Genomic DNA, 22,403 nt, shown 5'->3' on the forward strand with positions numbered 1-22,403 from the left:
AGCGATACAAAGCGCGGCCCTCTTAGGCGAGCGGCCGGACACAGACCAACAAAGAACGATGTTGTCCCCATGCGGAAGCCGTGAGGCGTGCCAATTATGCCACGCTTCGGCCGATCGGGGGTTGATGATCAGATGGTCGCCACCCAGGCGCGGGCAATGGCCAGGCCGGCGGCATCGGCGCCGGGGCCATTGCGCGCTATCTCGTCGTCGACCTTGTCGGCCCAGTCGGGATGGCGTTCGGCGATCAGCGACGCGAAGCAAGTGCTCCAGTCGCGCGCCATGGCGCTGTCCACCTCGAAATGGAACTGGAAGCCGTAGGCGGCGCGGCCGAGGCGGAAGGCCTGGTTTTCGGCAACGGCGCTGCCGGCCAGCCGTACGGCGTTTTGCGGCAAGCCGAACGTATCGTCATGCCATTCGAAGATCGGGAAGCTATCGGGTAATGCGGCCAGCACCGGGTCCGACTTGGCGGCCGGCGTCAGCGACACCTGCTGCCAGCCGAACTCGGTGGCGCCGCCGATCTGGTTGGTGCCGCCGAAGGCGCGCGCCAGAAGCTGGCTGCCGAGACAGATGCCGAGCACCGAGCGGTTCTTGTCGGCGAAGTCGCGCGTCAGGTCGAGCAGGTCAGGGAAATACGGGCATTTTTCGTCGTCGAGCGCATTCTGCGCGCCGCCGAGCAGAACGATCGCGTCATGCTCGCTGCTGTCCGGCGGCAGCGCTTCGCCGTCATAGGGTTTGCGCAGGTCGATGTCGGCGCCGGCCTCGACCAACGCCGCGCCGATCTGGCCGAGGCCCTCATTGTCGAAATTCTGGACCACCAAAACCCGCATCGAAACCCTGCTGACATGAATTTGACCGTGCGAGCGATATCATGCGGCCGATATCGCAGCCAAGAAGGAACGCCTATGCCACTGCAGAACCGGGTCGATCCCTTCGGCGCCATCCATGCCGTGCCCGAGCGCGGCCTGTTCACCGGTAATCGCGGCATCATCCACGACCCGGAAACGAAGACGCTTCTGAAGAAGCGCTGGGCCTTGCCGGCCTGGATCATCTGCGTGTGCGAATTCCGCAATGTGCGACGCCAGCCGATGGGCCGCAATCGTCCCGGAGGGAAAGCCGGTTGGACGGAACTGTTCTTCCTCGACGAGGTAACGGGTCTGGCCGCCGGCCACCGGCCCTGCTTCTTCTGCCGGCGCGAGCGGGCGAGCGATTTCGTCGCCCGGTTCGGCCAGGCCTTCGGCATTGATCAACCGCGCGCGCCGATGGTCGACAAGCGGCTGCACAAGGAGCGGCTGGCGGCTGGCGGCCGGGCACCCGTAGTGACCGTGCCGGAGCTTGGCGGCCTACCCGATGGAACGATGATCGCGGAGGGCGGCACTGCCTACGCGCTGCGTGCCGGCAAAGCGCTTCGATGGTCGTTCGCCGGTTACGCCGGCGCAATTGCCTTCGATCGCCTCGCCGGTTTGCCGCTCCGGCTACTGACACCGGTGACCACCATTGCCGTCCTGCGGCAGGGCTTTTCACCAGTCTGGCATCCGACCACCGAGACTTGACGCCAAGACCCGCCTCGCCCATTGCTAAGCGGATATTCGTGGGATGCCCCACGAATATCCGCTTAGATTATCTTGTTTTCGCAGGTTCTGATCGCAAAACCGCGAGACACTTTTGCGGAACCTGCTTGGGCCATGCGCGCCAACTACAAGATGCAACGGCTGTTCGTGCCGGACGATCTCGGGCCAGGCCTCGAATTCGATGCCGGCCAGCAGCAGAGCCATTATCTCGCCCATGTGCTGCGGCTCGGGGAAGGCGCCGAAATCCTTGTCTTCAATGGTCGCGACGGCGAATGGTCGGCAAATATTGCCGCCAAGTCCAAGAAGGCCGTCCGGCTGAAAGTGGTGGATTTGCAGCGGCCGCAGCCGCTGCTGCCCGATCTTGTCTATTGCTTCGCGCCGCTCAAGCAGGGCCGGCTCGACTATCTGGTGCAGAAGGCGGTCGAGATGGGCGCCGGCGTGCTACAGCCGGTCATCACCCAACATACGCAGGTGGCGAAACCCGGCATCGACCGGCTGCGCGCCAATGTCGTGGAAGCCGCCGAGCAGTGCGGCATTCTCGCGGTGCCGCAGGTGCGTGAGGCCGAGAAACTGGAGCGCCTGCTTGCCAACTGGGACAAGGAGCGGCGGCTGATCTTCTGCGACGAAGACGCCTCGACCAACAATCCGCTGCCCGCCTTGCAGGCGATCACGGAGAAGAAACTGGCGCTGCTGGTCGGTCCCGAAGGCGGATTTTCCGATGACGAGCGCAGGATGCTGAGGGCGCTGCCTTTCGTCACCGCCATCCCGCTTGGACCCCGCATCCTGCGCGCCGACACGGCCGCGGTGGCGGCGTTGGCTGTGATCCAGGCAGCGATCGGCGACTGGTGATCAAATCCTGTTGAGCCCTGGCTCAGGATTTTTTGCTTGATCGGCCGCCGGCATTTCGTCCATCTAGCGCCGGCGGCCGTCCGGCCCCTGCAGCACCGCGCATGCTTTTCGACGCGCGAAGGGCGCTGTAAAATCTAAGGCTTGCGCAATTTGTCCGGCAAAAACCGATCCGGGTTAGCGGGCGAAGCGCAGGGAGGGGCTTGATGGCGCGCGACACGACCGATTCCCGGCCGATTGAAGGCATCGACGAACTGGTCGGCTATCTGGCCGCCGGCAACAAGCCGCGCGAGAAATGGCGCATCGGCACCGAGCACGAGAAATTCCCGTTCTATGTCGACGGCAATGCGCCGGTGCCTTACGGCGGCGAGCGCGGCATCCGCGCCATCCTGGAAGGCATGCAACACAAGCTCGGCTGGGATCCGATCATCGATGACGGCCGCATCATCGGCCTGGTCGAGCCGACCGGTCAGGGCGCCATCTCGCTGGAGCCCGGCGGCCAGTTCGAGCTCTCCGGCGCGCCGCTGGAATCGATCCACCAGACCTGCCGCGAGGGCAACGCCCATCTGGCGCAGGTGCGCGAGATCGCCGAGCCGCTCGGCATCCGCTTCCTCGGCCTCGGCGGCAGCCCGAAATGGTCGCTGGCCGAGACGCCGAAAATGCCGAAGTCGCGCTATGAGATCATGACGCGCTACATGCCCAAGGTCGGCACCAAGGGCCTCGACATGATGTACCGCACCTGCACGATCCAGGTGAACCTCGACTTCGAGAGCGAGGCCGACATGCGCCGCAAGATGCAGGTGTCGCTGAAGCTGCAGCCGCTGTCGACGGCGCTGTTCGCCAACTCGCCCTTCACCGAGAGCCGGCCGAACGGGCTGCAGAGCTGGCGCGGCGACATCTGGCGCGACACCGACAACCAGCGCTCCGGCATGCTCGAATTCTGCTTCGCGCCCGATTTCGGCTTCGCCGACTATGTCGAATGGGCGCTCGACGTACCGATGTATTTCGTCATCCGCGACGGCCAGTATCACGACATGACGCGCCATACGTTCCGCCAGTTCATGGCCGGCGCCGCGCGCAACGAGATTCCCGACGGGCTGCCGGAGATGGGCGACTGGGCGAACCACCTGTCGACCCTGTTCCCCGACGTGCGGCTGAAGCGCTTCCTCGAAATGCGCGGCGCCGATGGCGGGCCGTGGCGGCGCATATGTGCGCTGCCGGCGTTCTGGGTCGGCCTGCTCTACGATGAGCAGGCGCTCGATGCCATCGAGACGCTGACCGCGAGCTGGACCTATGCGGAAACGCTGGCCATGCGCAACGCGGTGCCGGAGCTCGGGATTGCGGCGCCCTTCCGCAACACCACCTTGCGCGATGTTGCCCGCGAGGTGCTGGGCATCTCGCGCATCGGGCTGAAGAACCGGGCCAGGAAGAACCGCGACGGCTATGACGAGACCTCTTTCCTCAACACGCTGGACGAGGTGGTGGCGCGCGGCACGACCAGCGCCGAGGAGATGCTGTCGGCCTACCACACGCGCTGGGGCGGCTCGATCGAGCCGGTGTTCATGGAGTATGCGTATTAAGCCTTCGCCATCCGTTTGAACCGGCTTGGAGAAAGCCGCTTCAATCAGGGATGGAAACGAACTAACTTCTCCGGGAAGGATGTTCCGGAGGAGAACCCAATGCCTTCCCTGTTCGACATTTTCGCCCAGGCCCAGAACGGCAACGCCATGCAAGCGCTGGCGCAGCAATACGGGCTTTCGATGCAGCAGGCGCAAGCCGCGGTCCAGGCGCTTCTGCCGGCTTTCTCGCAAGGGCTGCAGCGCAACACGGCCGATCCTTATGGGATGGGCGCCTTCATGACGGCGATGGCAAGCGGCCAGCACGCCAAATATTTCGAGGACGCGACCCGGGCCTTCTCGCCGCAAGGCATCGACGAAGGCAACGGCATCCTCGGCCATCTGTTCGGCTCGAAGGACCTGTCGCGCGCGGTGGCCGCGCAGGCCGCGCAGGCGACCGGTCTCAGCCAGCAGGTGCTGCAGCAGATGCTGCCGGCCATGGCCTCGATGATGATGGGCGGGCTGTTCAACCAGACCAACAACCAGATGCGCGCCGCCGGCGCTTTCGGCGGCGGCAACAACCCGCTCGGCGAAATCATCGAGGAGATGATGCGGCAGGGCGGCATCACGGCGCCGCAGCAGCGCCAGGCGCCGCAGCCGGCGCCCAACCCTTACGGCGAGAATCCGCTCGGCAAGGTGCTGCAGGACATGTTCGGCGGCGGCGCGCCGCAGCAGCCGCAACCGCAACAGACGCAAAACCCCTATGGCGAGAACCCGCTGGGCAAGGTGCTGCAGGACATGTTCGGCGGCGGCGCGGCGCAACAGCCGCGGGGCGGGGCGCAACCGCAACAGACGCAGAGCCCCTATGGCGACAACCCGCTCGGCAAAATCTTCGAGGAGATGCTGCGGCAGGGCGGCGGCGGGTTCGGCCTGCCCGGCGGACAGCCGGCGCCGCAGCAGCGCCAGACTCCGCAAAGCGCGCCGCAGCCGCAGACCAATCCGAGCGGCCGCCCCAGGAACCCGTTCGACGACATCTTCGGCAAGATGTTCGAGACCGGGGCGCAGCAGCGCGACGAATATGAAAAGAACGTCGGGACGATCTTCGATCAGTTCAAGCGCGACATGGGCCGGCTTTAGTTCTCGCTCCGACGGCGAGATCGTCATCCACGGGCGGAGCAAGGAGCGAAGCGACGCGCGCAGACCCGAGGATCCATGCCGTGACATCTAAGCGGTGCGACGGTGCAGAATTCTGCTCCGTCGCGCTCTACGTCAACGGTCACGGCATGGATCCCTGGGTCTTCGCTCCGCTTCGCGTCGCTACGCCCAAGGATGACAAATTGAAAAGAAAAAGCCCGGTCCTGGAGGAGAACCGGGCAATGTGCAGGCTGGCCGGCGGGGAACCGGCAGGGAGTGTGGTAGCCTGCATGAAGCTTGGTCGCGCCGAGCCTGGAAAAGGTTCAACGCGACCGGAAAATCATCCAGCGCCGCCGTTCAGGCGACCTGGCGGGCAAGATCCTCGATCGTATCGGCGCGCTCGCTGGCGATGGCGCGCAGCTTCACCGTCGGGTCGCGGCCGAAGGGTACGGCGGCGACATGAAGGTCGGCGCGGGTAAGGCCGATATCGGCAAGCTCGGCGTCCGACATCTCGCCCAGGCGATAGAAGGCGCGGCGATTTTTCCAGGCGACATAGGCGCTGGCGAGAGCATTGAGCACGCGCGTCGCGACGGCCGGACGCGTGGTGATGCGCGAGGTCTCGGTGGCGAATTCGATCGTGGTCATGTCAATCTCTCCTTCGGAGTCGAGCGGACGAAACCGGGCAATCGGCACCCTGGGAGAAGCGCCGTTCCGGTCTCGATACACATGCCTTCATGTGGACGATGCCAATCTGCCATCGCGCGATTGATTAATCCAACGAATGTTTTTAATCTGTAGCATCAACATCAATGATAGGTTGGACCGATGAAAGCGCCGCTCGACCTCGATCAGTTGCAGACCTTCATCTCGATCGCCGACACCGGCAGCTTCACCCGAGCGGCCGAGGAAGTGCACCGCACGCAGTCTGCGGTGTCGATGCAGATGCGGCGGCTCGAGGAACGGATCGGCAAGCCGCTGTTCGAAAAGGACGGCCGCACCAACAAGCTGACCGAGGAAGGCGATCGGCTGCTTTCCTATGCAAGGCGGCTGATCTACCTCAACCGCGAAACGCTTGCCGCTTTCGACGACCAGCGGCTGGAAGGCACCATCCGCATCGGCACGCCGGACGACTATGCCGACCGTTTCCTGCCCGAAATCATGGCGCGCTTCTCGCGCTCCAACCCGCGCGTCGAGCTGACCGTGGTCTGCGAGCCGACGCCGGGCCTGGTCGAGCACATCAAGCGCGGCAATCTCGATCTCGCGCTGGTGACGCACAACGACACGCGCGGCCAGTCCGAAGTGGTGCGACGCGAGCCGCTTCTATGGGTTACCTCGGCCAACCACGCCACGCATGAACAGGAAATACTGCCGATGGCGTTCGGCCGACCGAACTGCATCTGGCGGCGCGCCGCCGTCGACGTGCTCGACCGGCAGAACCGCGAGTACCGGGTCCTGTTCTCCAGCTTCTCGGCGACCGTCATCACCGCCGCCGTGCTTTCCGGCCTTGCCATCTCGGTGCTGCCGGAATGCGCGCTGAGGCCCGGCATGCGCGTGCTCGGCGAGGCTGATGGCTTCGGCCAATTGCCAGACTGCCGCATCGGCATCATGCGCGGCCAGACCTCGCAGCCGGAGATCGTCGACGCGCTGGCGCGTCACATCGCCGAAAGCCTCGACAACATTTCGGTGCCGGTCAGCGAGGAAGCCGGGAGCTTCGATTTTGCCGCGCTTGCCTTCGCCAAGATGAAGCGGACCAAGGCGAACCAGATCATGCCTGGCTGGTAGGACTCACGCGTTGGCGACGGAACGCGCGGGTGTGCCGGTAGAAAGTCCGGGCAGTGCGAGCAACTGACCAGGCTCCAGCGGCGGCGACATCAGATAGCCCTGGAACTGATGGCAGCCCATGCCGACCAGCAAAGCCTTCTGTCCGTCGGTCTCGACGCCTTCGGCGGTGACTTCCACCTTCAGCGCCAGGGCCAACTCGATCAATGCCCGGACGATGGCGCAGGCGCTGTCGTCCTCGTCGAGCAGGCGCACGAAGGAACGGTCGATCTTCAACTTGTCGATCGCCTGGCGGCGCAGATAGCTCAGCGACGAATAGCCGGTGCCGAAATCGTCAAGCACCATGCGCACGCCGGTTTCCCGCAGCGCCTCAATCACCGTGCCGATGGTTTCGTCGTGCTCGAGCAGGACGCCTTCGGTGGTCTCGAGCTGCAAGCGAGCGGGATCCAGCCCGGTTTCGGCGAGGATCGAGGCAACCTGTTCGGCAAAGCCGGTGTCACGCAGTTGAAGGGGCGAAATGTTCACCGCGATCCACGGCAAGTGCGTCCTGGCGGCGAAGGCGCAGGCCTCGGTCAGCGCCCATTTGCCGAGCTCGCCGATCAGGCCGCGCTCCTCGGCAATGGCGATGAATTGCGCGGCGGGCAGCGCGCCGTGCACCTCGTGTCCCCAGCGGATCAGCGCCTCGGCGCCGAGGATCCGGCGGCCGTCGGCGGCAAAGACCGGCTGATAGGCGAGCTTTATGCCGCCGCCGCCGTCGAGCGCCTTGCGCAGCTCGGCCTCGACCTTGCGCTTGCGCAAGAGGAGGTCGTCCATGTCGCCGGCGAACACCTGGTAGCGGCCGCGGCCGTTCTTCTTGGCCTCGTAAAGCGCGATGTCGGCCTTGCGCAGCAGGTCATCCGCGTCGGTTTCCGATCCCCACGACAGCGCGATGCCGATGCTGGCGCTGACAAAGACCTGGTCGTCGATCAGCTTGAACGGCTCGCACAGCTTCTGCTGCAATCGGTCGGCGATATCTTCCGCGCTCCTGATGTCGCGCACGTCGAGCAGGATGATGGCGAACTCGTCGCCGCCGAGCCGCGCTACGGTATCGATCTCGCGGATCGTGTGCCTGAGCCGCGCAGCCGTCTGCCTTACCAGCTCGTCGCCGGCCGGATGTCCCAGCGTATCGTTGACATGCTTGAAGCGGTCGAGGTCGAGGTAAAGCAGCGCCACCCGCGTCTCGTCCTGGGCGGCGAAGAGCAAGGTGCGCCGCAGGCGGTCCTCGAACAGTGCCCGATTGGGCAGGCCGGTGAGCGTGTCGTGGAAGGCAAGATATTGCGCCTCGTCCTGGCTGGTCTGCAACTCGGCCGAGGCGCGGCGCAGCCGGCGCAACAGGAACAACAGAACGCCGCCAGCCACCAGCAGGGCGACGGCCAGCGCGGGCGCCATCTTGCGTACCAGGGTAATGCCAGGCCGCTCCTCGTCCCAGCCGATATAGCCAAGGATGACGCCGCGGGAATCGACAAGCGGTACCGCCGCCCCGCCAACCGGCTGTGATAGCGGTACAAGCCGTGCGCCCTTAACCAGATATTTTGCCGCGATCTTGCCAATCACGGTATCGTTGATGAACTCGGCCGACACATGAAGATATTCAGTGCCCGGCGCCTGGGTAACGCGATCCGAGCTCGGCACGAGTGGCATCACGCTCAGGATCGCGGGTTTCCCCTGCAGCGAAACAAGGTCCTGCGCAACCATCTTGGGCGATTGGCCTGTTGCGTCAGCCTTCGGCGGCTCGGCCAACATGTGGCGCAGCTTCTCGATGGTCGGCTGCAGTCCGGGCGCATCCTCGCCGAAGGTCGACGCATCAACGACCTTGCCTTCCCGCATGGCGTGGATCGCATGGTTGGCGGCGTCGAGAATGTAGACCCGGTTGTGGCCGTAGTAGGTATACATCCAGGTGCTGAGGTTTTCCTCGATCCAGGCCTGATTGCCCGCCCTCACATTGGTTACGGAATCATCCCAGACGGTCACGCTTTCCTGCTCGCGCTGGACTGCGGCAATCTGGTCCTTCAGACCATCGGCGATGAAAATCTTCTGTCGTTCGAGCGAAGTCTCGTCAGACTGGGCAGCGGCGTAAAAGCCGAAACCGACGACGATCGCAAGCGCGAAAGCGGCAAGCGTCAGCACGGTCAGCGTGACCTGATGCGTCAACGGGCTGCTGTTCTGGCGTGCGCTCATACGTTCCCGGCCGGTTTACCTGCCACCAGTCAAAGCAAATCGGGCTTAAGATCGCGTTATAATATTAGCGAGGTTTGTCGCGGCTTGACGCGGACCGAGAAGCGCTCCCCAATCGTCCAATGAACGAAACTGCCAGCGAATCACGCAGCAACGCCACCGAATACACGGTGAGCGAGATTTCCGGCGCCCTGAAGCGCACTGTCGAGGATGCCTTCGGCAATGTGCGGGTGCGCGGCGAAATCTCGGGCTATCGCGGACCGCACTCCTCCGGCCACGCCTATTTCGCGCTGAAGGACGATCGCGCGCGTATCGACGCCGTGGTTTGGAAAACCACGATGGCACGCCTGAAATTCCGGCCCGAGGAGGGCATGGAGGTGATCGCCAGCGGCAAGCTGACGACCTATCCCGGCAAATCCAACTATCAGATCGTCATCGACAATCTGGAGCCGGCCGGCGCCGGCGCGCTGATGGCGCTGCTCGAAGAGCGCAAGCGCCGGTTGCAGGCCGAAGGCCTGTTCGATGCCGGCCGCAAGCGCCGGCTGCCCTTCATGCCCAAGGTAATCGGCGTCGTCACCTCGCCAACGGGCTCGGTGATCCGCGACATCATCCACCGCATCAAGGACCGCTTTCCGCTCACCGTCCTGGTCTGGCCGGTCAGGGTGCAGGGCGACACGACCGCCAGAGAGGTGACGGCCGCGGTAAACGGCTTCAACGCCCTGCCCTGGGACGGCCCGATCCGCCAGCCCGACGTGCTGATCGTGGCGCGCGGCGGCGGCAGCCTCGAGGATCTGTGGGGCTTCAACGACGAAGGGCTGGCGCGCGCGGTAGCGGCCTCGGGCATCCCGGTGATCTCCGCCGTCGGCCACGAGACCGACTGGACGCTGATCGACTTCGTTTCAGACATGCGTGCACCGACGCCGACCGGTGCGGCCGAAATCGCCGTGCCGGTCCGGGCCGATCTGGAAGCGACTTTGGCGAGCCTAGGCGCAAGGCTGAGGGCCGCTATCTCGCGCAAGCTCGAGCGCAAGAGCCAGGCGGTGCGCGCCGCGGCGCGGGCCCTGCCCTCGCCCGACCAGTTGCTGGCGCTGCCGCGCCGCCGCTTCGATGACGCGACCAGCCGTCTCGGCCGCGGGCTGACGGTGAACATCGAGCGCAAGCGAGCGGCGCTGCAGCGGCAAAGGCTGACGCCGGCGACCTTGTCGCGGCGCCTCAACGAGGCGCGCACGCTGACCGGGCGCGACATAGCGCGGGCGCGCGCGGCGTTCTTCGCCATCGTGCGCGAGCGCCGCGCCCGCTTCCAGCGCAATTCGACGCGATTGTCGCCGGCGCCGATCGCCCGGCGGCAGAAGCTGCAGGCCGATGCGCTGGGCGGACTGTCGCGACGGCAGGACCAGGCGCTGGCGCGGCGGCTCGACCGGATGCGCGCGGCACTGACCCAGGCCGACCGGCTCCTCTCCACGCTGTCGCACAAGGCCGTGCTGGCGCGCGGCTTCGTGCTGGTCAAGGATGCCGACGGCGCGGTGATCAAGCGGGTCGAAGATGTGGCGCCGGGCGCCGCCTTGCAGCTCGAATTCGCCGACGGAACGGCGGAGGCCATCGCCACAGGCGGCGGCGCGCGGCCGAGGCTGGCCGCCAAGCCGTCGGCAAAGGCCAAGGAACCCGGCAAGCAAGGCTCGTTGTTCTGAGATGAGCAGCCACGACCCGCATCTTCGTACGCCGTCCGGCAAGCTGCGCCTGCGCTCCTTCGGCATCGCGCTTGACGGCACGCCCGGCCGCTTCAACGCTATCACCGACGTTCCGGGCGTTTCGGTCGGCTATACGACGCTGATTTCCGGCGACGGGCAGCTGCGGGTCGGCGCCGGCCCAGTGCGCACCGGCGTGACCGCAATCCTGCCGAGGCCGGTTCACGAGCTTGCGGCGCCGGTCTTCGCCGGCGTCTTCAGCCAGAACGGCAATGGCGAGCTGACGGGAACGCACATCATCGAGGAGACCGGCGCCTTCAACTTTCCGGTCACCATCACCAACACGCATTCCTGCGGCGTCACCCGCGACGCCACGCTGCGCTGGATGCACAAGGTGCTGCCGGCCGCGCTCGACACAGGCTGGGGTTTGCCGGTGGCGGCCGAGACCTATGACGGCTTCCTCAACGACATCAACGGCCATCATGTGAGCGCCGAGCACGTCGCGGCGGCCCTCGACGGAGCTGTCGGCGGCGCCATCGAGGAAGGCAGCGTCGGCGGCGGCACAGGCATGATCACCTTCGGCTTCAAGGCCGGATCCGGTACCGCTTCGCGCATCGTCGCGTGGCAGGACAGGCGCTACACACTCGGCGTGTTCGTGCAGGCGAATTTCGGCCAAAGGCGCAATTTCAGCGTCCGCGGCCGGCGCGTCGAAAAGGATTTCACCGAGCCGGCGATCCGCGAGGCCACGGCGCGCGCCGAAAAGGGCTCGATCATCGCGGCGGTTGCCACCGACGCGCCGTTCCTGCCGCATCAGATGAAGCGGCTCGCCCGGCGCGTGCCGCTCGGCGTCGCTGCGACCGGCGGCTACGGCTATCACAGCTCGGGCGACATCTTTCTCGCTTTCTCGACCGCCAATCCGGAGGCGGCTCTGGCGCCTTCGGGCCATCTCGGGCGCGCGGAATTCATCCCGGATGTCGATATCGATCGGTTCTTCGACGCGGTGGTGCAAGGCGTGGAGGAAGCCATCCTCAACGCGCTCACAGCCAATGAGGACATGACGGGACGCGACGGCAATTTCGTGCCGGCGCTGCCAAAGTCGTGGCTGAAAGAGAAATTCGGCTAAATCGTTCTGGACGACATACCCGGCACCCAGGCTTTTTGCCGGGTCGGGATGCTACTCTGAAGGCCTGTCCGACTTGGCTTCGCGGCCGTTTTCCTCGGCGGCTTCCTCAAGGCGCGATGCGATCAGTTCCTGGATGTCGCCGACCTCTTCCTGGATGTCTTCCAAAAGGATACCCGCTTCCGCGGCCTTGGCGCAGCATTCCTTGGCCAGATTCTCGGCCTGCTCGTCGATCTTGATGGGCGCGTGCTGGCACTGGACCTTTTCGCCGATCCAACCGCGCAAGAACTCGATCGCGTGTTCACTCATGCTGGTCTTTTCCCTAACGGCAACGCCGATTGGTAATCATAAACGCCTGAGCCCCGCACAGGATGCATGCTTCCATTCGAACCGAGTCGGCCTCACCCGGCAAGTCATCTTGCCGAATGTCCGCAGCGCCAGGGAAATGGGAAAAAATGAGGGGCACGTTCCGTTTGTCGAAGATGTACCTATGCTGGATCGTTCAGAACCCAGCGTCATTGTTTCTATTCGCTTTTTTCCGGTTTTTCAGGCCGATTCCCGTCATGACACGCGAAGCATATCTACGGCGAATTAGCCGCCACACGCAAGCGTGAGATGCGCAAGGCCGCCGCTATATAGTGATATCCTCATCCAATGTCGACTCCGTGCGGCAGGCTGCTTCTTTCCGCCGCGCCGACCAAGCCGATTAGACCTATCAAGCAGTGTTGAACCGGCGTTTCACCAGGCCTAGGCGCAACGACGATATTGGCCCTTGAACCGCCAAGTTTGTGGCGCTTAACATCGCGCTGTCTCAACTGAGTCTCGTTTCATTCGTCCGGGCTAATGCACGGATCGAGTTGGATATTTTCCTGTGCATAAGGATGCAAAAGGCAACGCGCCGGAGCGTGGCGGGTCGTTTGCCCACGTGGCGGAAGCCTCCTGGGGCAAGGGCGTCAGCACGCTCATCCGCATCATGCGCATGACGCTGCGCCATCCCTGGCAGGTCACTATCACCATCGTCTCGACCTTCATTGCCGCTACGCTGCAGCTTTTCATCCCGCGCCTTCTCGGTCGCGCCATCGACCAGGCGCAGGGCGTGATGGCTGCCGGCGGCGGCGCGGTGGCGGAGCAGGCGCTGTGGACCACGGCGCTGACCCTGTTGGTGGTCAGCATCCTGCGCGGCCTCTTCACCATGGCGCAGAATTATTATGGCGAGGCGGTCGGCCACCACACCGGCTATGAGCTCAGGCTCGCCTTCTACGAAAAGATCCAGCGGCTGAGCTTTTCCTTCCACGACAAGGTCCATACCGGCGATCTGATCACGCTCGGCCTGCTCGATCTCGACGGCGTGCGCATGTTCTTTGCCACAGGTGTGCTGCGCGTGGTGCTGCTCAGCGTGCTGATCGGTGTCGGCGCGTATCTGTTGATCAGCACCGATCTGGTGCTCGGGCTGCTAAGCCTGAGTTTCGTGCCCTTCGTCGCCTGGCGATCCTCGGTCACGCAGCTCAGGTTGCGCAGCACCTGGCTGACGCTGCAGGAGCGGCTGTCGGTGCTGAGCCGGGTGATGGACGAGAATCTCGGCGGTATCCGCGTCGTGCGCGCCTTCGCGGCGCAGCGCCATGAGCTGGCGAAATTCGACCGTGCCAAGCGCTCGGCGCTGGAGCTTGCCAATGAGCGCGTCGACATCCGCGTCGCCAACACCAGCGCGATGAACTTCTCCTTCCTCGCCGCCATGGGGCTGGTGCTGTGGTTCGGCGGCCAGAAGGTGATCGCGGGTGAGATCAGCGTCGGCACGCTGGCGCAGTTCCTCACCTTCATGACCATCCTGCAGATGCCGGTGCGACAGCTCGGCCTGATGGTCAATTCCTTCGCCCGCGCCTCGACTTGCGGCACGCGGCTGTTCGAGCTGCTCGACACCGAGCTCGACATCGAGGACGCGCCGGACGCGAAAGACCTCGTGGTTAACGACGGCGTGCTGCGCTTCGACGATGTCGGCTTTCGTTACGACGGCGCGGGCGGGCGGCCGGCGCTGTCCGGCATTTCCTTCGAGGCGAAGCCCGGCGAAACCATCGGCATCGTCGGCCCGCCGGGCAGCGGCAAGTCGACGATCGCGCATCTGATCCCGCGCTTCTACGATGCGACCTCGGGTGCGATCACCATCGATGGGCAGGATATAAGCAAGGTCACGCTGCGCTCGCTGCGCAAGGCGGTGGGCATCGTGCAGCAGGATGCGTTCCTGTTCACCACCTCGATCGAGAACAACATCGCCTACGGCAATCCCTGGGCGCGCGAAACCCGCATCGAGCGCGCCGCCGAATACGCGCAGTTGCACAACTATATCATCGGGCTGCCGACCGGCTACACGACCATCGTCGGCGAGCGCGGCGCCTCGCTGTCCGGTGGCCAGCGGCAGCGCCTGACCATTGCCCGCAGCCTGATGCTCAGGCCATCCGTGCTGATCTTCGACGATTCCACGGCGGCGGTCGACGCCGGCACCGAACAGCGCATCCGCGCAGCGATGAAGCGCTTCGCCAGGGACCGCGTCACGCTCATCATCTCGCACCGGCTGAGCTCTTTGATGCATGCCGACCAGATCCTGTTCATCGAAAGCGGCCGCATCGTCGAGCGCGGCACGCATGAGGAACTGCTTGCTCTGGGCGGGCGCTATCATGCGCTGCACGATTTGCAGCTCCGGCCGGAAGACGAGCGGGCCGCCGCGCAAGGAGCCGCCTGATGTCGACGACTAACGACGACGAGGACGAAGACACCAGCGGCCGCCCGACCAAGGCCGTGGTCGGCTCGCATCGCGACGAGGAAGAGGTTTTTGGCAAGGTCTACGACCCGCGCATCGTGCGGCGCATCTGGAGCTTCGTCGCACCTTATCGGGCCAGGATCTTCCTCTCGGTCGCGGCCGTGCTGGTGTTCACGCTGACGCAGCTGGCGATCCCGCTGGTCATCCGCTACGCCATCGACCATGGCATGGCTCCGGGCAGGATAGATCGCTCTATCATGGCATGGACGACCGCAATCTTCGCCGCGATCATCCTAGTCAACTACGGTGCCAGCTATGTGCAGGAAAGCGTTGTCGGCAAGGTCGCCGAAAACGTCCTCTCCGACCTGCGCCGCGCCATGTTCAGCCACTTGCAGCGCGTCTCGCTGAGCTTCATGGACAAGACCGAGGTAGGTCGGCTGATGTCGCGCCTGCAGGGCGACGTCAATTCGATGCAGGAGTTCCTCGAGACTTCGGTGATGTCGGTCGGCGATATCGTGCTGTTGTTCGGCATCGTCACCGTGCTGCTTTGGCTCGATTTCCGGCTCGGACTGCTGACGCTCTCGACCATGCCGGCGCTTTTTGTCGTGCGCCTGTTCTGGCTGCCGCGCGCCAAGGTCGCCTTCATGGCCGCGCATGAGACCAACTCGATCGCCAACGGAGCGCTGGCCGAAGGCATCCACGGCGTGCGCACCGTGCAGAGCCTGGAGCGCCAGCACGTCAATTTCGATCTCTATGACGAGAAGGTGCTGGCCAATCTACGCGCGCATCTCCGATCAGCCAGGTATGCGCAGGTGATGGTGCCGATCGTCGACACGCTGACCGGCATCGCCATGGCGACGGTCATCGTGGTCGGCGGCTCGATGGTGCTGTCGCACCGGCTCGATGTCGGCGTGATGGTGGCGTTCCTGTTCTACATCCAGCGTTTCTTCGACCCGATCCGCTCGCTCACCATGCAGTATAGCGTCATGCAGCGCGCCATGGCTTCGGGCCAGCGCATCTCCGAAGTGCTCGACGTGCCGATCGAGGTCAACGACCGGGAAGGCGCGGTGGCGCTGTCCAGCGACACCGACGGCTCGGTCGAATTCAGGAACGTCACCTTCGGCTACCGGCAGAACCTGCCGGTGCTGAAGAACGTCTCTTTCCGCGTCAATCCGGGCGAGACAGTCGCGCTTGTCGGCCCGACCGGTTCAGGCAAATCGAGTTCGATGGCGCTGGTGCACCGCTTCTACGATGTCTGGTCGGGGCAGGTGCTGGTCGGCGGGCACGACGTGCGCGACCTGACGCAGGATTCGCTCGGCGAACAAGTGGCGATGGTGTTGCAGGAGCCGTTCCTGTTCTCCGGAACGGTGTTGGAGAACATCCGTTACCACAAGACCGGCGCTAGCCGTGAAGAGGTGGTACGGGCCGCGCAGGCCGTCGGCGCGCATGACTTCATCATGGAACTGCCGGACGGCTACGGCACCGAGCTCGAGCAGCGCGGCGGCAATCTCTCGCTCGGACAGCGCCAGCTGATCAGTTTTGCACGCGCGCTGGTGGCCGACGCCAAGATCCTGGTGCTCGACGAGGCAACGGCGAGCATCGATTCCTACACCGAGATGCTGATCCAGAAGGCGCTGATCAAGCTCCTGGAGGGGCGGACCGGGCTGGTCATTGCCCATCGGCTCGCCACCATCCGCGGCGCCGACCGCATCATCGTGCTGCAGAATGGCGAGATCGTCGAAAGCGGCAACCACGCGCAGTTGATGCAGCGCAAAGGCCTTTACGCGCGCCTCTACAATATGAACTACTCCTCGTTCGACGACATTGCGGCTGACGAGATCGAAAAGGATGCAGCGGTCGGCAAGGCGACCTGAGGGATACGGGTGGGCATTATCGGCCGGTCTTGGTATCCGATACGCCTCAGATCACTGCCTCTTCGAGGAACGGCTCGTTGCGCGGGACGCGCTCGTAGCAGAAGGGCGACAGGTCGAGCGTCTGGAAGGCGCCGTGAATGATCAGCTCCGACACCGCACGGCCGACGGCCGGCGACTGCTGCAGCCCGTGGCCCGAGAAGCCGTTGGCGAACATGAAGTTCGTCACCTCGGGGTGGAAGCCGACGATGCCGTTGTGGTCGAGCATGTTGTATTCGTAGTGACCGGTCCAACTCGTCTGGACTTTTAGCGCGTCGAAGGCCGGAATGCGGTGCCAGAGCGCCGGCCAGATATAGTCGTCGAACTCCTCGAAATGCATTTCGAAGTCGTCATAGTCGGCCGGCCCGTCGCCCTGCGGCGTGTTGCCGGTGAGGAACAGCTCGCCTTCCGGACGCACGAAGGTGCCGGAGAGATCGATGACGTTGGGCATGCGGCCCGGGATCGGATTAGCGCTGGCGAAGACGAAGCTGTAGCGTTTGTAGGGCGCGACCGGAATGGACAGCCCGGCCATGGCGGCGACCTGCTGCGCGCGCGGACCCGCCGCGTTGACCAGCGTGCCGCAGGCAACCGTCTCGCCCGTCGCGAGGCGGACCGAGACGACCCGGCCGTCGGCGAGGTCCAGCGCCGTCACGGCATTGTCGATATATTCGACGCCGCTGGCACGGGCGGCGCGGCGGAAGCCGTTCAGCAAGCCCATGGAATCGAACCAGCCTTCTTCGCGTGAACCCCAGGAGCCGCCGCCGAGATCCTCGACATTGAGCCAGGGGAAACGCTCCTTCAACGGACCCGGCTCGAGGAAGACGGTGTGGGCGCCGAGGCTGCGCTGCAGCTCGACGCGTTCGCGCGCCGCTTCCACGCCTTCGGGCGAGCAGCAATAGAGATAGCCGTGTTCCTTGAAGCCGAGATCGGGCGCCGGCTCGTCCTTGTAGAAGGGCGCCATCCGCTCCGCAAAACCACGGATGATCTCGATGCCGAACTGGCTGATCTTCACATTGATCGGATTGGAATATTGCTGGCGGATGGCGCTGGTCGAGAGCGCGGTGGACGAGAAGGTGTAGCTCGAGTCGCGTTCGACGACGAGGATCGAGACCTTGTCGCCAAGCGCCTGGCTCAGCCAGTAGGCCGTCGAGGAACCGACGACGGCGCCGCCGACGATGACGATGTCATAGGCGTTGCGCGACGGGGCTTTGTAGGGAGGGATCGGCATTACGTTTTCCTACTGCTTGAACGAAGCGATCAGGGCATCCGAGCCCCGCGCCAGCAACCCGAGGTCGGAACCGACGGCGACCATGGTGAAGCCGTCGGCGAGATAGCGGTCGGCATCGGCCTTGACCGGCGCCAGGATGCCGCTGGCCTTGCCTGCTGCCGCCGCGGCCTTGCGCACAGAGGCGATCGCCGCCTGCACATGCGGGGCGCCCGGATTGCCCATGGCGCCCATATTGGTCGAGAGGTCGCCTGGCCCGACGAAGAGAACGTCGACACCGTCCACCGCCGCGATCTCGGCGGCGTTGGCCATGCCCGCCTCGTCCTCGATCTGGACGGCTAGAAGCTGCTGCTCGCGCGCCTTGGCATGATAGCCATCGATGCGGCCGAAAGCGTTGGCGCGGTGGCCGACCGAGAAGCCGCGGAAGCCACCCGGAGCATAGGTCATGGCGGCGACGATGGCGCGCGCCTGTTCCGCCGACCGCACGTTCGGGATCATCAGGCTGCGCGCGCCGACATCCAGGGCTTGCTTGATCAGGTTTGGATCGTCCGACGGCAGGCGCACCGCCGCCTCGCAGGCAAACGCCGCCGCGACCTGCAACTGCGCCATGATGCTGCGCAGGTCGTTCGGGCTGTGTTCGCTGTCGATCAGCAGCCAGCCCGCTCCGGAGCCGGCGACGATCTCGGTGGTGAGCCCCGAGGCCAGCGAGCACCAGATGCCGATATGCGGCCGGCCGGCCTGGACGGCGGCCTTCAGCGAATTGATGCGCTCCTGCATTTTGCGATCGCCCCTCAAGATGGATTGAAATTTGTATGATGTCCTATATCATATGGCTTGATTACGCTGCAAGATGGTTGAGCGCTTTGCGGGAGTTTCGCATGAAAATCGGCTTCATCGGGCTTGGCGTCATGGGTGCGCCAATGGCGCGCCATCTCGCCGATGCGGGGCATGAGATCGTCACGGTCCTCAACCGCTCCCCTCTTCCGAAAGATCTGAAAGCATCGGTCGTCGCCTCGCCCGCGGACGTGGCGCGGGCGTCCGAGATCACCATCACCATGCTGCCCGACACACCCGACGTCGAGCGCGTCCTGATCGGCCCAAGCGGCGTGCTCGAAGGAATTTCCGCCGGCAAGCTGGTGATCGACATGAGCTCGATCAGCCCGATCGCGACGGCGGAGTTCGCGGCGAAATTCCGCAAGGCCGGAGCCGGCTATCTCGACGCGCCGGTTTCCGGCGGCGAGGTCGGCGCCAAGGCGGCAAGCCTCACCATCATGGTCGGCGGACCGGCCGCCGAGTTCGAGCAGGCGTTGCCGATCTTCGAAAAGCTCGGCAAGAACACCACCCTGATCGGCGAAAACAACGGCGCCGGCCAGACCTGCAAGATCGCCAACCAAATCATCGTGGCGCTCAACATCGAAGCGGTTGCGGAGGCACTGGTGTTCGCCAGCAAGGCCGGTTGCGATCCGGCGAAGGTGCGCAGCGCGTTGATGGGCGGCTTTGCCTCGTCGCGCGTGCTCGAAGTGCATGGCGAGCGCATGATCCAGCGCACCTTCGCGCCGGGCTTCCGCGTCAGGCTGCACCAGAAGGATCTCAACCTGGCGCTGGAAAGCGCGCGCGCGCTCGGCGTCGCGCTGCCCAGCACCGCTACGGCGCAGCAGTTAATGAACGCTTGCGCGGCGCGCGAAGGCGGCGCGGACGCCGACCACTCGTCCCTCGTCAAGGCGCTCGAAGCTCTCAGCGCTCACGAACTGTCAAACGGAAAGGAATGAACCGATGCGCGGAACCGGCAAGGCCGAGGTCTTCGTCATGCTCGCCCATCCCGTGGGCCATGCGAAGAGCCCCGGCATGTTCAACGAGATTTTCGAGCAGAAGGGCCTCGACAGCCTGATGGTGCCGTTGAGCTGCCGTCCGGAGGATTTCGACACGTTCTGGGCCGGCATTACCGCGGCGGAAAACATCCGCGGCGTGATCATCTCGGTGCCCTACAAGGTCGCGGTCTACCACAAATGCAGTGCCGCCCACGACCGCGCGGCGCGCGTGCAGAGCGCCAATTCGGTGCGCCGGCTGCCCGATGGAAGCTGGTACGCCGACAATTTCGACGGCGTCGGCTTCATCGACGGGCTGAAGGCCGGCGGTCACCAGATCGCCGGCAAGCGCATCCTCCAGGTCGGCGCCGGCGGCGCCGGCTCCTCGCTGACCTATTGCCTGGCCGAGGAGGCTGCGGCCGAAATCCGTCTCACCGATGTGGACAAGGACCGCGCGCGAAACCTCGCTGCGCTAGTCAACAAGACATTCCCCAACTGCCGCATCGAGGTCGGGGAGCCCGATCCCACCGGCATGGATATGGCGATCAACGCCACGCCCGCCGGCCTGAAGGCCAGCGATCCGCTGCCGATGGATGTGAGCAAGCTGACGCCCGAGATGACAGTGGTCGACATCATCATGGAGCCGGCCGAGACGGCGCTGCTCAAGGCCGCGAAGGAAATCGGCTGCCGCATCCAGCCCGGACGCCCGATGATGGATTTCCAGGTCGAGGCGATGTCCGAATTCTTCGACATCGAGCGTAAGGATCGCAGCCATGGCTGACCAGTCGACCGCCGTCGTCATCGGCGGCACGTCCGGCATCGGCCGCGCGATCGCCGAGCGCTTTGCCAAGGAAGGCTATCAGGTGGTCGTCGCCGGCCGGGACGCCCTGCGGGGCAAGGAAGCGGCCGCCGCCTGCGAGAGCCAAGGGGCGCCGCGCGCGCTGTTCGTCCAGACCGACGTCGCCGATCCGGCCTCCGTCGAAGCGCTGGCGCAAGCCGTCGCGGATGCGTTCGGCACGCCGCATGTCGTCGTCAACTGCGCCGGCATCCTGCAGAGCGGCAAGCATGTGCTCGACCAGGATCTCGACGAGGACGAAAAGATGTGGCGCATCAACTATCGCGGCACGCTGCTGGGATGCCAGGTGTTCGGCCGGCTGATGTCGGCGGCCGGGCGCGGCGCCATCCTCAATGTCGGCTCGCTTGCTTCCTTCGCGCCGCTCTCGCTGCCGGCCTATACGCCTGGCAAGCATGCGGTGTTGGCGCTGACGCAAATGCTGGCCGCGGAGCTCGGTCCGCATGGCGTCCGTGTCAACGCGGTGGCGCCCGGCTACACGCTGTCGGACGGGCTGAAGGCCCGGATTGCCAAGGGCGAGCGCAACCCGGAAGCGATCCAGGCCACCACGGCGCTGCGCCGTTTCGTCGAGCCGCGCGATGTCGCCGAGGCCGCCCTGTTCCTGTGCTCCGACCGCGCCGCGTCGATCACCGGCGTCACCTTGCCGGTCGATGCCGGCTGGCTCGTCCAGGCGCCTTACGCGCAGTATCTGCAAGGCAATCCCATCCGGCAGACGCCGGCAATCTGAGAAGGAAATCCAGTGAGCGATATCCGGCGTTTCGACTTCGACACCCGCATCCATCACGGCGTCATCCACAATGGCACGCTTTACCTCACCGGCCAGGTCGCGAAGCCGGGCCAGTCCGCGGCCGACCAGATGCGCGAGGTGCTGGGCAAGATCGATGCGCTGCTTGCCAAAGCCGGCACCGACAAGACGCGCATCCTGCATGTGCAGATGTGGCTGGACGACATCCGCGACTTCGACGAGGTCAACATCGTCTGGGACGCCTGGATGCCGAAGGAGCACGCGCCGGCGCGCTCTTCCGGTGAAGGCCGCATGGCCAAGCCCGGCATGCTGGTCGAGCTGATCGTCACCGCGGCGGTTTGAATGGTCCTGAAGCTTCGGGCATCATCCCGAATCTGAGCTTGAACGGAAGGATCTGAATGACGAAGCGCAAGCCGCTTTCCACTGTCGTGGCGGAGAGCCTGTCCGAAAAGATCCGTTCCGGATCGCTGCCGCCCGGCGCGCAGCTGCCGACGGAAGCGGAGCTTTGCGCCGAATACGACGTCAGCCGCACGGTGGTGCGCGAAGCGGTGGCGCGGCTGCGCTCGGAAGGCATGGTGGTGCCGCAGCAGGGGCGCGGCATGTTCGTCAGCGAGACGCCGACGCCGCGCAATTTCTCGATACCGGACGAGGCGCTCAGGACCTTGCCGGAAACCATCGCCTTGCTCGAACTGAGGCTAAGCGTCGAAGTCGAATCCGCCGGGCTTTGCGCGGAACGGCGGACCGACAAGGAAGCTCTCGCCATCCGCGCCATGATGGATGAGATCGACGCCAGGCACGCGGACCCGGCGGCCGTCCAGATCCACTACGACTATGATTTCCACCTGGCGATCGCCAAGGCGGCGCGCAACGAATTCATCCACGGCTTCCTTACCTATCTCGGGCCGATGATCGTGCCGCGTTTCCAACTCGGCTACGTCGTCGAGCCGGCGCTGAAGGACAGCTATTACGCGCGCATCCACAGCGAGCACAAAGCGATCGTCGACGCCATTGAAAGACAGGACGGCGGCAAAGCCCGCCAGGCGATGCGCAAGCATCTGCAGAACAGTCTGGGACGCGTGCGCGCGCTGGCGAAAGCCTCGGGCATCGAGGCTACCGAAGCGGAGCAGAAAGCTGCCGCGGCCTCGCTTTTCAAGGACCTGAAAAAGCCTCTTCCAGCGGCCGGATAGCTCGCCGGTTTCGGTCTCATCTAC

Annotated in this window: 20 protein-coding genes; 14 read left to right on the forward strand and 6 right to left on the reverse strand. The window is 64.9% G+C overall.

The genetic code is table 11. The features are described from left to right. Positions 1 to 128 precede the first annotated feature (128 nt). Positions 129 to 827: a type 1 glutamine amidotransferase gene (locus FJ988_RS22025; RefSeq protein ID WP_140820454.1), complete on the reverse strand. Its 699-nt coding sequence runs from the start codon at positions 825 to 827 to the stop codon at positions 129 to 131. A gap of 75 nt (positions 828 to 902) precedes the next feature. Between FJ988_RS22025 and FJ988_RS22030 the strand changes: the two genes are divergently transcribed. The 4 genes from FJ988_RS22030 (at position 903) to FJ988_RS22045 (ending at position 5,107) form a co-directional block, all read left to right on the forward strand. Next, complete coding sequence (locus tag FJ988_RS22030) at positions 903 to 1,550, forward strand: hypothetical protein (protein ID WP_140820534.1); 648 nt, start codon at positions 903 to 905, stop codon at positions 1,548 to 1,550. Between the two features lie 132 nt (positions 1,551 to 1,682). Further along, positions 1,683 to 2,417 carry a 16S rRNA (uracil(1498)-N(3))-methyltransferase gene (locus tag FJ988_RS22035; RefSeq protein ID WP_140820455.1) on the forward strand — a complete coding sequence of 245 codons (735 nt, stop codon included), beginning with the start codon at positions 1,683 to 1,685 and terminating at the stop codon, positions 2,415 to 2,417. Between the two features lie 203 nt (positions 2,418 to 2,620). After that, positions 2,621 to 3,994 (forward strand): glutamate--cysteine ligase, encoded by a 1,374-nt coding sequence (locus FJ988_RS22040; protein ID WP_140820456.1) that lies wholly within the window; start codon positions 2,621 to 2,623, stop codon positions 3,992 to 3,994. A gap of 99 nt (positions 3,995 to 4,093) precedes the next feature. Next, positions 4,094 to 5,107, forward strand: coding sequence for a DUF937 domain-containing protein (locus FJ988_RS22045; RefSeq protein WP_140820457.1), 1,014 nt, complete (start codon positions 4,094 to 4,096; stop codon positions 5,105 to 5,107). Positions 5,108 to 5,461: 354 nt separating this feature from the next. On the opposite strand, the gene FJ988_RS22050 is transcribed toward FJ988_RS22045, so the two are convergent. Continuing rightward, on the reverse strand, positions 5,462 to 5,749 hold the full coding sequence (locus FJ988_RS22050; protein ID WP_140820458.1) for a DUF1127 domain-containing protein: 288 nt from the start codon (positions 5,747 to 5,749) through the stop codon (positions 5,462 to 5,464). 180 nt (positions 5,750 to 5,929) lie between these two features. Between FJ988_RS22050 and FJ988_RS22055 the strand changes: the two genes are divergently transcribed. Continuing rightward, the gene (locus FJ988_RS22055; protein WP_140820459.1) at positions 5,930 to 6,886 is read left to right on the forward strand and encodes a LysR substrate-binding domain-containing protein; all 957 of its coding nucleotides are present in this window, start codon (positions 5,930 to 5,932) and stop codon (positions 6,884 to 6,886) included. Positions 6,887 to 6,889: 3 nt separating this feature from the next. Here FJ988_RS22055 and FJ988_RS22060 read toward each other — a convergent pair whose 3' ends face one another. Then, positions 6,890 to 9,100 carry an EAL domain-containing protein gene (locus tag FJ988_RS22060; RefSeq protein WP_140820460.1) on the reverse strand — a complete coding sequence of 737 codons (2,211 nt, stop codon included), beginning with the start codon at positions 9,098 to 9,100 and terminating at the stop codon, positions 6,890 to 6,892. A 119-nt stretch (positions 9,101 to 9,219) separates the two neighbouring features. On the opposite strand from FJ988_RS22060, the gene xseA reads away from it, so the two are divergent. Then, a complete protein-coding gene (xseA, locus tag FJ988_RS22065; RefSeq protein WP_140820461.1) occupies positions 9,220 to 10,785 on the forward strand; it encodes an exodeoxyribonuclease VII large subunit in 1,566 nt (521 codons plus the stop codon). A gap of 1 nt (position 10,786) precedes the next feature. Beyond that, entirely contained in the window at positions 10,787 to 11,905 is a 1,119-nt protein-coding gene (locus FJ988_RS22070; protein ID WP_140820462.1) for a P1 family peptidase, read from the forward strand. Positions 11,906 to 11,956: 51 nt separating this feature from the next. Here the strand turns inward: FJ988_RS22070 and FJ988_RS22075 are convergent, their stop codons facing one another. Then, entirely contained in the window at positions 11,957 to 12,211 is a 255-nt protein-coding gene (locus FJ988_RS22075) for a DUF768 domain-containing protein (RefSeq protein ID WP_140820463.1), read from the reverse strand. 664 nt (positions 12,212 to 12,875) lie between these two features. Between FJ988_RS22075 and FJ988_RS22080 the strand changes: the two genes are divergently transcribed. Beyond that, positions 12,876 to 14,636 carry an ABC transporter ATP-binding protein gene (locus FJ988_RS22080; protein ID WP_407067730.1) on the forward strand — a complete coding sequence of 587 codons (1,761 nt, stop codon included), beginning with the start codon at positions 12,876 to 12,878 and terminating at the stop codon, positions 14,634 to 14,636. Beyond that, positions 14,636 to 16,528 carry an ABC transporter ATP-binding protein gene (locus FJ988_RS22085; protein WP_140820465.1) on the forward strand — a complete coding sequence of 631 codons (1,893 nt, stop codon included), beginning with the start codon at positions 14,636 to 14,638 and terminating at the stop codon, positions 16,526 to 16,528. Before FJ988_RS22080 ends, FJ988_RS22085 begins: the two co-directional genes overlap by 1 nt. 46 nt (positions 16,529 to 16,574) lie before the next feature. Here the strand turns inward: FJ988_RS22085 and FJ988_RS22090 are convergent, their stop codons facing one another. After that, a complete protein-coding gene (locus tag FJ988_RS22090; RefSeq protein WP_140820466.1) occupies positions 16,575 to 17,792 on the reverse strand; it encodes an FAD-binding oxidoreductase in 1,218 nt (405 codons plus the stop codon). Between the two features lie 9 nt (positions 17,793 to 17,801). Continuing rightward, positions 17,802 to 18,566, reverse strand: a complete 765-nt coding sequence (locus FJ988_RS22095) for an HpcH/HpaI aldolase/citrate lyase family protein (RefSeq protein WP_140820467.1) — start codon at positions 18,564 to 18,566, stop codon at positions 17,802 to 17,804. A 101-nt stretch (positions 18,567 to 18,667) separates the two neighbouring features. On the opposite strand from FJ988_RS22095, the gene FJ988_RS22100 reads away from it, so the two are divergent. Genes FJ988_RS22100 through FJ988_RS22120 form a run of 5 tightly spaced genes read left to right on the forward strand, consistent with a single transcriptional unit; the run spans position 18,668 to position 22,379 of the window. Continuing rightward, positions 18,668 to 19,558 carry a 2-hydroxy-3-oxopropionate reductase gene (locus FJ988_RS22100; RefSeq protein ID WP_140820468.1) on the forward strand — a complete coding sequence of 297 codons (891 nt, stop codon included), beginning with the start codon at positions 18,668 to 18,670 and terminating at the stop codon, positions 19,556 to 19,558. Between the two features lie 4 nt (positions 19,559 to 19,562). Then, positions 19,563 to 20,375 carry a shikimate dehydrogenase gene (locus tag FJ988_RS22105; RefSeq protein ID WP_140820469.1) on the forward strand — a complete coding sequence of 271 codons (813 nt, stop codon included), beginning with the start codon at positions 19,563 to 19,565 and terminating at the stop codon, positions 20,373 to 20,375. Beyond that, the gene (locus FJ988_RS22110; protein WP_140820470.1) at positions 20,368 to 21,174 is read left to right on the forward strand and encodes an SDR family NAD(P)-dependent oxidoreductase; all 807 of its coding nucleotides are present in this window, start codon (positions 20,368 to 20,370) and stop codon (positions 21,172 to 21,174) included. Before FJ988_RS22105 ends, FJ988_RS22110 begins: the two co-directional genes overlap by 8 nt. A 12-nt stretch (positions 21,175 to 21,186) precedes the next feature. After that, positions 21,187 to 21,534 carry a RidA family protein gene (locus FJ988_RS22115; RefSeq protein WP_140820471.1) on the forward strand — a complete coding sequence of 116 codons (348 nt, stop codon included), beginning with the start codon at positions 21,187 to 21,189 and terminating at the stop codon, positions 21,532 to 21,534. 56 nt (positions 21,535 to 21,590) lie between these two features. After that, positions 21,591 to 22,379 carry a FadR/GntR family transcriptional regulator gene (locus tag FJ988_RS22120; RefSeq protein WP_140820472.1) on the forward strand — a complete coding sequence of 263 codons (789 nt, stop codon included), beginning with the start codon at positions 21,591 to 21,593 and terminating at the stop codon, positions 22,377 to 22,379. Positions 22,380 to 22,403: the final 24 nt, after the last annotated feature.

Source organism: Mesorhizobium sp. CU3, assembly GCF_006442965.1.
Classification (GTDB): Bacteria; Pseudomonadota; Alphaproteobacteria; order Rhizobiales; family Rhizobiaceae; genus Mesorhizobium.

Coding starts and splice junctions, on each gene's coding strand:
- FJ988_RS22025 (WP_140820454.1), bottom strand. CDS start 827: ATGCGGGTTTTGGTGGTCCAGAATTTCGACAATGAGGGCCTCGGCCAG.
- FJ988_RS22030 (WP_140820534.1), top strand. CDS start 903: ATGCCACTGCAGAACCGGGTCGATCCCTTCGGCGCCATCCATGCCGTG.
- FJ988_RS22035 (WP_140820455.1), top strand. CDS start 1,683: ATGCGCGCCAACTACAAGATGCAACGGCTGTTCGTGCCGGACGATCTC.
- FJ988_RS22040 (WP_140820456.1), top strand. CDS start 2,621: ATGGCGCGCGACACGACCGATTCCCGGCCGATTGAAGGCATCGACGAA.
- FJ988_RS22045 (WP_140820457.1), top strand. CDS start 4,094: ATGCCTTCCCTGTTCGACATTTTCGCCCAGGCCCAGAACGGCAACGCC.
- FJ988_RS22050 (WP_140820458.1), bottom strand. CDS start 5,749: ATGACCACGATCGAATTCGCCACCGAGACCTCGCGCATCACCACGCGT.
- FJ988_RS22055 (WP_140820459.1), top strand. CDS start 5,930: ATGAAAGCGCCGCTCGACCTCGATCAGTTGCAGACCTTCATCTCGATC.
- FJ988_RS22060 (WP_140820460.1), bottom strand. CDS start 9,100: ATGAGCGCACGCCAGAACAGCAGCCCGTTGACGCATCAGGTCACGCTG.
- xseA (WP_140820461.1), top strand. CDS start 9,220: ATGAACGAAACTGCCAGCGAATCACGCAGCAACGCCACCGAATACACG.
- FJ988_RS22070 (WP_140820462.1), top strand. CDS start 10,787: ATGAGCAGCCACGACCCGCATCTTCGTACGCCGTCCGGCAAGCTGCGC.
- FJ988_RS22075 (WP_140820463.1), bottom strand. CDS start 12,211: ATGAGTGAACACGCGATCGAGTTCTTGCGCGGTTGGATCGGCGAAAAG.
- FJ988_RS22080 (WP_407067730.1), top strand. CDS start 12,876: ATGCGCATGACGCTGCGCCATCCCTGGCAGGTCACTATCACCATCGTC.
- FJ988_RS22085 (WP_140820465.1), top strand. CDS start 14,636: ATGTCGACGACTAACGACGACGAGGACGAAGACACCAGCGGCCGCCCG.
- FJ988_RS22090 (WP_140820466.1), bottom strand. CDS start 17,792: ATGCCGATCCCTCCCTACAAAGCCCCGTCGCGCAACGCCTATGACATC.
- FJ988_RS22095 (WP_140820467.1), bottom strand. CDS start 18,566: ATGCAGGAGCGCATCAATTCGCTGAAGGCCGCCGTCCAGGCCGGCCGG.
- FJ988_RS22100 (WP_140820468.1), top strand. CDS start 18,668: ATGAAAATCGGCTTCATCGGGCTTGGCGTCATGGGTGCGCCAATGGCG.
- FJ988_RS22105 (WP_140820469.1), top strand. CDS start 19,563: ATGCGCGGAACCGGCAAGGCCGAGGTCTTCGTCATGCTCGCCCATCCC.
- FJ988_RS22110 (WP_140820470.1), top strand. CDS start 20,368: ATGGCTGACCAGTCGACCGCCGTCGTCATCGGCGGCACGTCCGGCATC.
- FJ988_RS22120 (WP_140820472.1), top strand. CDS start 21,591: ATGACGAAGCGCAAGCCGCTTTCCACTGTCGTGGCGGAGAGCCTGTCC.